This window comes from Pseudoalteromonas sp. P1-7a, assembly GCF_001401855.1.
Classification (GTDB): domain Bacteria; phylum Pseudomonadota; class Gammaproteobacteria; order Enterobacterales; family Alteromonadaceae; genus Pseudoalteromonas.
This window is the reverse complement of sequence record NZ_LKDU01000005.1, coordinates 96,742-109,639: the sequence shown is the minus strand read 5'-3', so window position 1 is coordinate 109,639 and position 12,898 is coordinate 96,742. Positions and strand designations below refer to the sequence as shown.

Here is a 12,898-nt window from a genome sequence, read left to right as displayed (position 1 = left end):
TCCTTTAAATTTGCAGATATTCTACCAAAGTCTGTGGCCTTTAACATATAGACAGTGCAATTAAGTTTTAGTTACACTTTAAAATCTTGAATTTACTGGGTGTATAAATATGCGACTAGGCCGCAAAGGTTGGAACAACGTTATTATTTTTTCGATGTTGATTATGATCTTTTTTTTAAATGGCTGGCATAAGCAGTTTTTAGGGGGCGAGGACGGGCCTAAATTACAGCCTGTACTGCCATTACAAAGTTTTGTGTTAACTCTGAGCTTTGTTGATCAGAAAATTGAACGTATTGGTACTAGTTGGCGTACAACTGCATTAAAAGAAAATACGCCAGTGAGCTGGGATGCATCACAGCAGCAGTTAGCTGAGCTAATCAATAGGTGGCAAACGGCTGCCTTATTGGAAGTAAATGAGTCGATGGTATTTAACCCCAATTCACCACTTTATGTTGCCACCTTTGAGTTGGCTGGCGAGCGCTTACCTTGGGTTTATTTACTTTATAAAGGCAGCGGGCAATATTATTTGCTCGAGAAAAATAGCCAGCGTGTTATGGGGCTTGATTTAGAAACTGCAAAGCAGTTATTTCCAAGTGTTGATTTTTCAAAAAGTGAGTTGCATTAATGCCTGAATTACCAGAGGTAGAAGTTAGTAGACTGGGGATCACCCCACATATTGAAAACCAAGTTGTAAGCAAAGTTAATATTTATAATGCCAGTATGCGCTGGCCTGTGCCAGATGATGTTTATAAGTTAGAAGGGCTCAAGGTAGATCGAATCGAGCGCCGAGCAAAGTATTTGTTACTGCACTGCGAATTAGGGAGTGCTATTTTACATTTGGGAATGTCGGGTAATTTGCGTGTTGTGGATAAACGCGAGCCACTTAAAAAGCATGATCATGTTGAGTTTATTCTTAGTAATGACAAGGCGCTGCGATTAAACGACCCTCGCCGGTTTGGTTGCTGTTTATGGCAAGCACCGGGTGATGTACATAAGTTGCTTTCAAAGCTTGGACCTGAGCCGCTTACGGATGATTTTTTTGCAAAGCGTGTATACGAGCAATCGCGAAATAAAAAAGTCCCCGTGAAGCAATTTATTATGGATAACGCGGTGGTTGTGGGCGTAGGTAATATTTATGCCAATGAGTCGTTATTTAAAGCGGGGATACACCCAAAACGCGAAGCAGGCAAAGTATCGCTAAAGCGTTATCAAACCCTCGTTCCTATTATTAAAGAGACCCTAGCAGCGGCAATAACACAAGGTGGTACAACCTTAAAAGACTTTGCCCAAAGTGATGGCAAACCAGGTTATTTTGCGCAGCAGTTGTTAGTGTATGGGCGAAAAGGAGAGGCGTGCGTAAAGTGTAAAACGCCACTTGAAGAAATTAGGCTAGGGCAGCGCAGTACGGTGTTTTGTAAGCACTGCCAAAAATAGCCATGTTATAGCTCAAAGGGGGCCACACCGACGGCTTTCATTTTATAGCCCACTTGGGCTATTTCGCCCGACCAGGTTTCAGTGCTGATAATGCCTGTGACAACAATCGCATCATACAAGCTCTCTATGGGCACACCGCCTTTTACTGTTACATGAACGATTTGATTTGGCGGCGGGGGCGGTACGTGAATACACGCGCCAAAGTATGGCACAAGTAAAAACTCAGTAATGACTTCGCTGTCGCCCTCTAGTGGAACAACAAACCCCGGCAAGCTCACTGATTGCCCATTTAATGCTTCAACCACGGGAGCATCTAATTCTGGTTGCACCCAGTTTTGCTCGCTGCCCTCGTGATTGGCCTGTGCTTGAGTATCTATTTGTACATGCCCTTGTGGGATTAAGTCTTCCCAAAAAATTTCTTTTGGTGGATTTGCACTGCTGTTAAAGCTAATAAGGAAGCAGCCCACTAGCATGCTGTAATAAAGCGCAGATTTAAAAAGTATCATGAAATTCCTAAAATTAAGTTTTTATACTCATACCATCGCTAAGCGAATAAAAGTAAGCGCGGGTGGCGGGTATTAAGCCAATTATAAACCCAGCGGCCATAATAACGCCTATTAAAGTGAGTTCATAGTAAGAGAGCATGGCTATATTAACGCTTATACCTGCATGGCTTTGCAAATAGCTACTACTAACAAGCATAACGCCATAATATAAACCACAGCCAACTAGGCAGCCTAATAACGTTGTAAATAACGACTCCATGCTTATGAGTGTAAAAAGCTGCCATGGCCTTGCGCCCACTGAGCGTAAAATAGCAAGCTCTCTTCGGCGTTGGTTTAAATTGGCCAGTAGTGTGGTTAACATGCCCAATAAACTGACCAATATAACAACGCCTGAAAACAGTAAGAGTACTTTTTCGACAATGGCGAGCATTTGCCACAGCTCTTTTAAGGTGACTGTGGGCATAATGGCCAGCAGAGGCTCTTTTTTGTATTGGTTTATATTGCGCCTAATTTGCAATGTATATAAAGGTGAATCGAAGCCCATTAAAAATGCAGTAATTTGATTTGGTTCACCGATTAGGTTGTTATGCTCATCGTGCTCATCGTGCTCATCGTGCTCATCGTGCTCATCGTGCTCATCGTGCTCATCGTGCTCATCGTGCTCATCGCTTTCACCATGTTCAACATTCGATGAATGTACGCCGCCATGGATTAAATCAATTGCAGCTAGAGGTATGTGCAAGGTTTTATCTACTGGCGTGCCGGTGGCGTTTAAAATACCAATTACAGTAAACGGGTTGTCTTTATGATGGTGAAAACTTGTATTACCCATGCCGTGTGAGATTACTATGCTATCACCTAGTGTATACCCTAAACGGCTCGCTACATCGCTGCCAAGTACCACCTGGTTTACACGCTCAAACGCGTGGCCTTGTTGAAAACTTAATGTTTGCTTTTTACCAAAGCGATAGTGGGTAAAGTAATCGCGGGTTGTGCCAATTACAGCTTGGCCTTTATGACTGTCGCCTAAACTAATAGGAATGCTCCATTTAACACCACGTTGAGCTGTGATGTACTGATAACTTTGCCAACTCACCCCATTATTGGCATGGCCTATTCTGAATACGGATGAAAGCAATAGCTGTATGTCGCCGGTACGGGCACCGACAATCAGGTCTGTACCGGAGATGGTATTACTAAAACTGGTTTTTGCATCCACGCGAATTCGCTCAATACTGAGTAATAGCATCACGCTAATAGCAATGGTAAACAATGTCAGTAGTACACTCGCTCGGCGGTTAAGCAAACTTTTATATGCTAATTTAGTCAGGATCATAACTGCTCCTGTAAGCTAGCTAGGCTGATTGCACGATTAAATAGCGGCTTCAATGCTTCGTCATGGCTTACAAAAACGAGCGTGCTGTTGGCACGCTTAGCCTGTTCGAATAACAGCTTTATAAAGCTTTCTCTATTTGCGGTATCAAGTGCCGAGGTAGGCTCATCAGCAATTATGAGCTCTGGGCTACCAATAAATGCGCGAGCAGCGGCAACCCGCTGTTGCTGACCAATGCTGAGCGAAGCAACATCTTTACTATGATATGACTCACTTAAACCTAATGCTGTTAATAAGCGTATCGCTTCTTTTTGTAAGCTTGGCTTAGGCTCTGTTGTTTGCTGTAAGGCTTTTTGTTTTCTGCTTTTTGAAAATTCACAGCCAAGCGTGACATTCTCAATGGGGGTCAAATACGGTAATAAATTAAAGTTTTGATAAATATAGCCTATATTCTCCGCTCTAAATGCATCTCTTTGCGTATTGCTAAGTGTATTTAAATCGTGATTTAAAATACGTATGTTGCCACTGCTTGGTGTGTTTATACCTGCTAATAGTGCAAGTAAGGTTGACTTACCAGAGCCACTAGGACCATGTAAAAAAATATGCTCGCCTTTATCAATCCTAAGGGTTGGGATATTTAGCGTAGGCTTGGTATCATTTTTATGCCATTTAAAGGTTATATTATTAAGTTCCATCATACAGTGTGGTTTTACCAACCCCAAAAGTTGAATTCTTTACGCATTTTAAGATTTCGAAATAGGTTAAGAGGTTTAGGTTTTAGCTTTTCGTTTTTATGCAAAAATTCATTTGCAGCATTAAGCACACGCAGGCTAGATTTTCCATCCGTGTATGGGTGTAGCTCTTGGCAATAGTCTTCAATATATTGCATTAAGTCATTAGGCCTCGTTAATGCACGCTCAATTGCTGGCTCAACTTCATTTGCGTTGGTAACGTCAAGCAAATGAGGCATAGGCTTTTGATTACAAAAGGTAACTACAGGTTTGCGAAGTAACAGAAACATCAGTAATACCGATGAGGTATCACAGAGCATTACATCAGCTGCCTTAAGCAGAGGTAACACGTTATCTGTTTCAATAAAGGTTAAGTTTTTATTGCTTAGTGCTTTGTACTTATTTACCCATTCGGTTGGCATTTTAGGATGAAACTGCATTAGGATTCGCCATTTACCTTTTTCACTAAAATGCTTTATTTGCTCATATAGTTTGGGGGCTAGTGACAACTTACGAGAGAAGGTTGAACAAATAAGTAAAGTAGGGCGTGGATCGTTACTTTGGTATGGATTGCTTTGTGATTCGTTAAACAAAGGGTCAAGAGTAGGCCAACCTGTTTCTGTTACTTTAAAAAAACCATGTTGTTGTGCAAGTTCTTTAAAGCGCTCAGTTGTATTAGGACCTTGAGTGCAATATAAATCATAACAGCCCCTAATGGTAAAATGCCCTCTGCTCCCTTCAGAGCTTCGCTTTTCAGAGTTGAACCCATGAAAAACGGCTACTTTTTTACCAGGGATAAAGCTTGGAACAATATTGCCAGGAATATATGTAATATCGGGTTTCCAATTCCTTACATCTGTAATTGTATACAATCGCTGCTCGTCTTCATTTAAAAAGTCAGGGTTTACCTCATTACCCGCTAAAAACCAACGTACCTCACCACCATGCGCTAAAATTTGTGCTTGTAATGGCCTTAAAATAGCGTACGAATAATTTTGCGAAATATACATTAGGTATTTTTTATTTGCGGTCGCGGTTAGGTAGTTCAAGCGGTACTCCTCTAGTTAGCACGCTAAGTTTACCGCATTATTACAGCCATATAAATATTGCTTAGTTATTTAACCTGAGCTTTGGATAATAAACCAGCAGCTATTTTCAGCGCTAACGCCGTTGAATTTACTTGCAATAGGGCAGCTATCAACGCGTAAATTCGCCTTGTTATCATTGAAAACCTCTGGCTAGAGAAAATAAATTAGATATCACCATAATTCAACACGCCCTAGTAAATCTCTTAACCAAGGGGCAGGTTATTTAGTTTTCAGTGCTGATTGAGCTTTAGGGTAGGCTGATTTATTATATAGTGCTTATAACCCCATACCATACTTTGCTCTTTGAGCACCCCTAACCCCGGAGATAGCATGACTAGCTATAAAGTTTTAGACATTAACGATGATTTACCCATTCGCACTAAAGGTGACGTACACAGCGGTAAAGTTCGTTCGGTTTATTGGCTAACAGATGAAGACAGCGCACGCCTCATTAAAGAAAAAAACTATAAAGTTCCGCAAGGAACTGAGCTTGCAATTATGGTTATTTCAGACCGTATTTCTGCTTTTGATTGTATTTGGCAAGGCGAGAATGGCTTAAACGGCGTGCCGGGAAAAGGTATTGCGCTTAACTCTGTTGCATCTCATTGGTTTACGTTATTTGATAAAGCTGGCCTTGCGGGTAACCACATTGTTGACATTCCGCATCCTTACGTATGGATTGTGCGCAAAGCAAGTACCGTTAAAGTAGAAGCAATTGCGCGCCAATACATAACTGGCAGCATGTGGCGTGATTACAGCAAAGGAATCCGCAACTTTTGTGGCATAGATTTACCTGAGGGATTAACGGCAAACCGAAAGCTTGAAAACGTACTAATTACGCCTTCTACAAAAGGGATTATCGAGGGCGTGGTTGATATTCCACCCGTTGATGATGTAAACATTACGCGCGCTAACATCACTGATAACCTAGATGTATTTAATTTTAAATCAGCTGAAGATGTAACTAAGTACGAAAAGCTATTAGTTGAGGGTTTTAAGCTAATTAGTGAAGAGCTGGCAAAGCTTGATCAAATATTTGTAGATACAAAGTTTGAGTTTGGTTATGTAGAGGATTTAGACGGTAACCAACAGCTTATTTATATTGATGAAGTGGGTACTCCTGATTCTTCACGCATATGGGATGGCGCGGCGTACCGCGATGGTAAAATAATCGAAAACTCTAAAGAAGGGTTCCGCCAGTTATTAATTTCTAATGTGCCAGAAAGTGATGTGCTATTAAATAAAGACCGTATGAGTGAGCGCGAGCAGCTTGCTAAAGACTTTATTTTACCAGAATCGGTGATGCTTGAGGTGTCTAACACTTATGTAGGCATAGCGAGTAAAATTATTGGCGAAGAGATTGTTATTCCAGAAGATCCTCGCCAAGAAGTGATTAATATTTTAGATACTGATTACGGCCTTATTGTAAAATAGTACAACTAAAGTATTAAAATAAGCAAAGCCCAGTCTTTATTTTTGGTTACTGGGCTATATTCCTTGCAATTAGTGCTGGTCTCTAATTAACTTAACCTAAGATTAACTTTTAGGTGTTGTTATGTTTAGGCAAGTGCAGCAAGTTTTTAATAAAAGAGGTTATTTACTCGCCGCTACTTTATTTTTTAGCCAAGGCGTACTGGGTGCAAATATTGACTTAGTAATTCAAGATCAACATGGTCAGCCATTACCAAACGCGGTCGTTGAGCTTTATAAAGCGGCAAAGCATGAGCGCACTTCGTTACCCGTTGCAGTAATGGACCAAGTAGATAAAGCGTTTTTTCCCGATTTACTGGTAGTGCAAAAAGGCCAGCAGGTTAATTTTCCTAATAGTGATAATATTCGCCATCATGTTTACTCTTTTTCTCAGGCCAAGCCATTTCAGCTAAAACTCTATTCAGGTCAACCTAAAGAGCCCGTTACTTTTGATCAACAAGGTGTTGTTGTACTAGGCTGTAATATACATGACTCTATGGTTGGCTATATTTATGTAGCCAATAGTGAGCACGTTTATAAAACCAACAATACGGGTAAGTTAACCTTAGACATAGCCTCTTTACCGACTACGCTGAGTGTGTGGCATGCGCTACAAACTGCACCGTTGGAAAATAAAAAAATGATAACAATAAATAATAATGAGCTAATAATTCAAATAGATACATCCACCCCAGCCCCAAGAAATACGTTTGGTAATAAGTTTAAGGGCGGTAATGACTAACAGTTTAAAAAACCGCATTATTGTTTTGTGTGTAGGCTTAGTGTTACTGACCACTATGCTGAGTATTGCTAGTTTTTGGTGGTCCACAAGTAAATTTCAAGAAGAAAAAGTAAATCAAAATATTAGCGTGGCGCAAAATGTATATAAGCAATATCTGAGCGCAAAAGAAAGCTTGTTGCTGACAGCCGCTAAAGTACTCACAGCCGACTTTGGCTTTAAGCAAGCGGTTGCCACTCGCGATGCGGGCACCATAAGTAGTGTGTTGTTTAACCACAGTCAGCGTATTGATGCAGAGCTTATGCTACTGATTGATTTATCGGGTAAATTAATTTCAGCCAATACTCATGCCGATTTATACCCTCAAAACTTAAAGCCGTTACTGGATGAGTTACTAACTTCGCCAGAGCAATCGAGCTTTGTTGTTCTTAATAAACAGCTATACCAAGTTATTTTACTACCTGTAAGGGCACCTAGAACCGTTGCTTACAGCTTAGTGGGTTTTAAAATTGACGACGAAGTCGCTCTTGAACTTAAAAACCTAACAGGAATGCATGTCAGTTTTATTGCTGAGGAAAATAACTTAGTAAGGAGCTCTTTACTTGAGCGCCCAGAGGTTTTTGCACCTAAAAACTACTTTAATACCACCACCACAACGCGTTTGTTTGGTGATTACCCTATATATAAAAACCGAGACATCACGCTGCCCTCCCTGCAAGGAAACTTAGTAACTATATTACTTAGCGCTGATTTAACACAAAGCTATAACGATTTTGAAAACTTATTGTTTACGTTAATTATTATGGCCATTCTAACGATGCTAGTGGGGGTTGTTACCAGTAGTTTACTGGCAAATAACTTAATCACTCCCCTGTCGCAGCTTGCACTAATAGCCAAACAATTTGCTCAAGGTAATTACGCGTTTGAATTTAATGCTTCTAAACAAAGTACTGAAATAGCAACCCTTGCTAACGCCTTTGATAATATGGGTAACGATATTAACGAACGTGAACAAAAAATTAGTTTTCAGGCACGCCATGATTCGCTAACAGGCTTTTATAACCGCTCGGCTATGCTTGAAGTGCTCGACGATGAGCTTACTTCCTCTACACAATACACCCTTGTGGCTATAGATATAAAAGGCTTACGGCATATAAACGATAAACTTGGCCCACGGATAGGCGATGAATGTTTAAAAGCCGTTGCCAATCGAATTAGTGGTTTTTCGGACGAACTTGGCGGCTTTCATGCGCGCATTGGGGGGGATGAATTTTTAACTGTGTTCCCAAGCGCCGCCGCTAGAGAGAAAAAAAGCGGTATAGTAGGTTTAATGGCACAGCTTTTAGCTTGCTATACCATTAAAACACTAAAAATTAACTTACGCTTTAGTGCAGGGGTTGTAGAGTACCCAACACAAGGGATTACCAGCGACGACTTAATGCGCCGTGTACTTATTGCTGTAGACAATGCAACAGATAGCCAAGACAGTATTCACTATTATCAAAATGGCGAAGACGAAGCGCATTTAGACCGTTTAAAAATACTCGATGAACTAAAACAAGCCATTAACGATGATGATGGGCAGTTGTTTATGACCTATCAGCCCAAGTTGCATTTACACACACAAAAAATAAATAAAGTTGAATCCCTCATCCGATGGCAGCGTAAAGATGGCAGTTGGGTAAACCCAGAGCTGTTTATTGATTTAGCTGAGCAATCGGGGCTTATTGTAGAGCTTACATCTTGGGTTGTTAAAACGGTGGTTTCTCAAGTGGCTGATTGGCAGGCTAAAGGAATTGAAATGCAAGCTGCCATTAATGTCTCGGCGCAAGATATTGCCTCACCGAGCTTTCACTCTGCGCTCGTGCGTACATTAAAAAAATACAAAGTTGATCCAACCCTTATTACTGTTGAATTGACTGAGCGCGACATGATTGAAAACGAAGAAAAAGGCATAAAAGCGTTACAAAACTTAAAAGCCATTGGTGTCAAAATTTCATTGGATGATTATGGCATAGGGCAAACATCATTGGGCAGATTAAAAACTCTACCTATTGATGAGCTAAAGTTAGATAAGTGCTTTATTTTAAAGTTAGATGAGTCGCGTAAGGATCAATACATAGTGCAGTCGACTATTACCTTAGGGCATCAATTAGGCTTTAGTGTTGTTGCAGAGGGCGTTGAAAACAGAGATTCGTTAGATTTACTTAAACTTATGCATTGTGATCACGCTCAGGGGTATTACCTAAGTAAGCCTTTAAAAGCAGAATTGTTAGAACAGTGGCTAAAGGAATATTATGAAAAAAGTTAAGTGTTTATTGCTAGGGCTATTAATGACTTCGAGTTTTTATGGGTTAGCAAGCGACGGTAAATTGTTAGCAACCCCAGGGGTTTCGCAAATAGAAGGTAGCGGGGGCGGCGGTATTGTGCCATGGGCACAGCTTGCAGGCTATGCCAGTGAAGACGAGTTCTCTGTAAATGGCTTTTGTAGTCATGCCGATGTAACCGATTACACATTAGATGTGTGTGGAGCACAAGTTAACTTATTTAATCGTGTAGAGTTTAGCTATGCACAACAGCGCTTTGACGTCCCTGCACTTGATACCGAAATAGAGCAATCTATCACGGGCGCTAAAATTCGTTTATACGGCGATATAGTTTATAGCAAATGGCCGCAATTGAGCTTAGGGGTTCAGCATAAATCCCTTGATGATGGCGCTGTTGCGACTCTTGTAGGGGCAAAGGATACTAGCGGCATCGATTACTACCTTGCAGCAAGTAAACTCCATTTAGGCGCTGTAGGGGGGCTTAATTGGTTTTGGAACCTCACAACGCGCTACAGTGAAGCTAATCAACTCGGGTTACTTGGTTATGGTGGGGCAAATGATAATGCAAAAATTTTATTTGAAGGCAGCACTGCAGTATTTTTAAGCCGAAGTGTTGCTGTTGGTATTGAATATAGGCAAAAGTCCAATAACCTTAATTTAGGTGAGCAAGACTGGAAGGATTTGTTTATTGCGTGGATGCCAAACAAGCATGTGAGTGTTACCGCCGCATACTTAGATTTAGGTAGCATTGCAGGTGCGAGCGATCAAACAGGGTGGTACTTATCAGTAACAGGGTATTGGTAATGAAAAACGTCGTTATATTATGGCTGTGTTTAGCTGCGCTGACAGGGTGTGTAAGCTCAACACGTTTATCTCTTTATCAACAGCTTGATGGCCGTGCGGGGCTTGCGCGTATTGTTGATAGTTTTATTTACCAAATAGGTAATGACGATCAAGTATTGCATTATTTTGAACACAGCGACATAGACCACTTTAGGGAGGGCTTTATTATGCATATGTGTATGCTAGTTGATGGTCCATGCAAGTACACAGGAGATTCTATGGTAGATATTCATACAGGGATGCATATAACTGAGAAAGACTTTAACCATGTAGTGGATTTGCTTGTTAAGGCTATGGAGGAGCAAAATATTAGCCATAGCATACAAAACGAAATCCTATCCAGAATGGCGCCGCTGCGTAGTAAAATTATAAAAATTTAGGTAACATCTATAATTTATTTACTTGTCGCGGTGAACCTTACTTTTGTAATAGTGTCCACTTAGTATTATTTTCTTAAAAACAATAATTGGCGCGCACAGCTTGTATGTCTTACCTATTTATCTCTCGCAAAAATGTACACGCAAAGTACTATAAAAAAATAATCAAAAAGCTGAGTATGGATTGCCAACTGCATGTTATGGGGGCGCCAAAGCTTTCAGCTATAAACTATTTAGCCAAAGCGTTTAAAGTTGATTTTACCGATGTTATTACTGCACAACTAAAACGTAAGCGCGCCCGTAACAACCTTTGGAACAATGCTTTAGTATCTGCGGTTTACAAGGCGGGGCTGCGCTTTTTTGAACGTTTACGTTATGCAAAATATTTAGCTTTATTAACTGAAGTTAACCCTGATGTAATCGTTATATGGAATGGTAATAAGCTGCCTAACACTACCGTTGCTATGGCTGCCAGGGCACTGGGCATTAAGCAGTTTTATTATGAAAATGGTTTGCTTCCGGGAACCACTAGTTTAGACCCCCAAGGTATCAACTTTAATGCGTCGCTAAGCCGAGATCCTGATTTTTATTTAAATTTTAATGTAAATAATGCCTTAAACTTTGATGCTCCAGCATTGGTCCCACGAGAAAATCATAAAAAACGCTGTGAATTTGCAGCTGAAAATATACCTGAACGTTATATTTTTGTGCCGTTTCAAGTGCCCCACGATACGCAATTAGCGAGTTTTTCACCATGGGTTGATTCTATGGAAATGCTATACGATGAGGTTATAAGCGCAGTGAAGGCGTTGAACGATCCTAGTTTAAAGGTCGTTTTTAAAGAACACCCCTCATGGCATAAGCATTACACTCATTTATATAATAAGGACCCCATTGGGTTATTTGCAAACGGGAATAAAACCTGTGAACTTATTGAATGCGCAGAGGCGGTAATAACAATCAATTCTACGGTAGGTTTAGAAGCGCTGTTATTAAATAAGCGTGTTATTACTGTAGGACAGGCCTGTTATAATATAGAAGGCTTAGTTAAGCATGCGGATACTCGCGAGGAATTAGCTGCTCAAGTTGCAGAGCTAGCTCACGGTTGGCATTTTAATGCGCAGCTGCGCGATAAGTTTTTTTGCTATTTAAAACATGTTTATAGTGTGCCGGGCGTTTGGAAGCACGCAGAGGAAGAACATATCAAAGCAATCGAGTTACGTTTTAAAGGGGCAGATAAATTTGCTCAATTCAACAATATTGCAGCTAATTAGTTCTTTCAGTTGCGTATTAATTATTAACATGTGTGATTTACCCATAAGGGCAATTTTTACAGCCATTTTTACAGCACGTTCCTCGTTTTAAAAAATACCACTTACTAAACACCATGTAGCCACTTTGCATGGTGTAATCTAGCCCTTCTATTAAGTGGTCATTACCTCTAAATTTTTTAGCAAACTCAATTTGTGCTTTTATAGGCTGCGTATAAATATGCGCTAAATAAGCGTTTATTTCATTAAGTGTACATTGCGGGCATAAACAGCTTGTTGCTGACTCTTCAAGCGGTAAAATAGCAGGTAATTGATTACACCAACATGCGTTTATATCGTATACATTACAATCAAGCGTAGTGTGACATTGTGAGCAGTTTAATCTCGTCATTTTAACTCTTATCAGCAGTGGAGCAGCAAGAATAACAAATATTATGAATTTACAAAAAGCATTGGCCGAATTTATTACTTTTGGTGAGCAAAGAGATGATGCTATTAGCGTGATTATCTCTACTCCCGCAAAGGAAAGCGCCCCCATTTATACACTCACAAAACCGGTATTGATTCACGTGCTAACACGCTGTGTAAGTAACGAAATAGAGCTGGATGATTTAGAGTTATGGGCAAATGTTGTTGATTCTAGAGATGATATAGATAGCGGCGAATACGAAGGGGTTATTTTTGCGCTCAGTAATAGCGAGCAAATGGGAGAGCTTGATCGCCAAAAACTTGAAAAATTATTGGCATTATTAAAAGAGTAGATATTTAGGCTGATTCAC

At 40.4% G+C, this 12,898-nt stretch carries 14 protein-coding genes; 9 read left to right on the top strand and 5 right to left on the bottom strand.

Annotated features, from left to right (window positions below; all coding sequences use genetic code 11):
* Positions 1-109: 109 nt before the first annotated feature.
* Positions 110-625, top strand: a complete 516-nt coding sequence (locus AN389_RS05810) for a hypothetical protein (protein ID WP_055017536.1) — start codon at positions 110-112, stop codon at positions 623-625.
* Positions 625-1,434 carry a bifunctional DNA-formamidopyrimidine glycosylase/DNA-(apurinic or apyrimidinic site) lyase gene (mutM, locus tag AN389_RS05805; protein ID WP_055019438.1) on the top strand — a complete coding sequence of 270 codons (810 nt, stop codon included), beginning with the start codon at positions 625-627 and terminating at the stop codon, positions 1,432-1,434. The genes AN389_RS05810 and mutM overlap by 1 nt, the downstream gene beginning before the upstream one ends.
* 5 nt (positions 1,435-1,439) lie before the next feature.
* On the opposite strand, the gene AN389_RS05800 is transcribed toward mutM, so the two are convergent.
* From AN389_RS05800 to AN389_RS05785, 4 genes are read right to left on the bottom strand one after another with little or no spacing between them, the layout of a single operon-like run.
* Entirely contained in the window at positions 1,440-1,940 is a 501-nt protein-coding gene (locus tag AN389_RS05800; RefSeq protein ID WP_055017534.1) for a DUF3299 domain-containing protein, read from the bottom strand.
* 13 nt (positions 1,941-1,953) lie between these two features.
* Positions 1,954-3,276 carry an FtsX-like permease family protein gene (locus AN389_RS05795; RefSeq protein ID WP_055019437.1) on the bottom strand — a complete coding sequence of 441 codons (1,323 nt, stop codon included), beginning with the start codon at positions 3,274-3,276 and terminating at the stop codon, positions 1,954-1,956.
* The gene (locus AN389_RS05790; RefSeq protein ID WP_055017532.1) at positions 3,273-3,971 is read right to left on the bottom strand and encodes an ABC transporter ATP-binding protein; all 699 of its coding nucleotides are present in this window, start codon (positions 3,969-3,971) and stop codon (positions 3,273-3,275) included. The genes AN389_RS05795 and AN389_RS05790 overlap by 4 nt, the downstream gene beginning before the upstream one ends.
* A gap of 11 nt (positions 3,972-3,982) precedes the next feature.
* On the bottom strand, positions 3,983-5,053 hold the full coding sequence (locus AN389_RS05785; protein ID WP_082430537.1) for a CDP-glycerol glycerophosphotransferase family protein: 1,071 nt from the start codon (positions 5,051-5,053) through the stop codon (positions 3,983-3,985).
* A gap of 369 nt (positions 5,054-5,422) precedes the next feature.
* Between AN389_RS05785 and AN389_RS05780 the strand changes: the two genes are divergently transcribed.
* The 6 genes from AN389_RS05780 (at position 5,423) to AN389_RS05755 (ending at position 12,122) form a co-directional block, all read left to right on the top strand.
* On the top strand, positions 5,423-6,526 hold the full coding sequence (locus tag AN389_RS05780) for a phosphoribosylaminoimidazolesuccinocarboxamide synthase (RefSeq protein ID WP_055019436.1): 1,104 nt from the start codon (positions 5,423-5,425) through the stop codon (positions 6,524-6,526).
* A gap of 121 nt (positions 6,527-6,647) precedes the next feature.
* Positions 6,648-7,304, top strand: coding sequence for a methylamine utilization protein (locus AN389_RS05775; protein ID WP_055014226.1), 657 nt, complete (start codon positions 6,648-6,650; stop codon positions 7,302-7,304).
* Complete coding sequence (locus tag AN389_RS05770; RefSeq protein WP_055017530.1) at positions 7,297-9,612, top strand: EAL domain-containing protein; 2,316 nt, start codon at positions 7,297-7,299, stop codon at positions 9,610-9,612. The genes AN389_RS05775 and AN389_RS05770 overlap by 8 nt, the downstream gene beginning before the upstream one ends.
* Positions 9,599-10,432: a DUF3034 family protein gene (locus AN389_RS05765; RefSeq protein WP_055019435.1), complete on the top strand. Its 834-nt coding sequence runs from the start codon at positions 9,599-9,601 to the stop codon at positions 10,430-10,432. Before AN389_RS05770 ends, AN389_RS05765 begins: the two co-directional genes overlap by 14 nt.
* Positions 10,432-10,851 (top strand): group 1 truncated hemoglobin, encoded by a 420-nt coding sequence (locus AN389_RS05760; protein ID WP_055017528.1) that lies wholly within the window; start codon positions 10,432-10,434, stop codon positions 10,849-10,851. The genes AN389_RS05765 and AN389_RS05760 overlap by 1 nt, the downstream gene beginning before the upstream one ends.
* Before the next feature lie 176 nt (positions 10,852-11,027).
* Positions 11,028-12,122: a capsular biosynthesis protein gene (locus AN389_RS05755; RefSeq protein ID WP_082422673.1), complete on the top strand. Its 1,095-nt coding sequence runs from the start codon at positions 11,028-11,030 to the stop codon at positions 12,120-12,122.
* 37 nt (positions 12,123-12,159) lie between these two features.
* On the opposite strand, the gene AN389_RS05750 is transcribed toward AN389_RS05755, so the two are convergent.
* Complete coding sequence (locus AN389_RS05750; RefSeq protein ID WP_055019434.1) at positions 12,160-12,510, bottom strand: DUF5522 domain-containing protein; 351 nt, start codon at positions 12,508-12,510, stop codon at positions 12,160-12,162.
* A gap of 43 nt (positions 12,511-12,553) precedes the next feature.
* On the opposite strand from AN389_RS05750, the gene AN389_RS05745 reads away from it, so the two are divergent.
* The gene (locus AN389_RS05745; RefSeq protein ID WP_055019433.1) at positions 12,554-12,880 is read left to right on the top strand and encodes a hypothetical protein; all 327 of its coding nucleotides are present in this window, start codon (positions 12,554-12,556) and stop codon (positions 12,878-12,880) included.
* Positions 12,881-12,898: the final 18 nt, after the last annotated feature.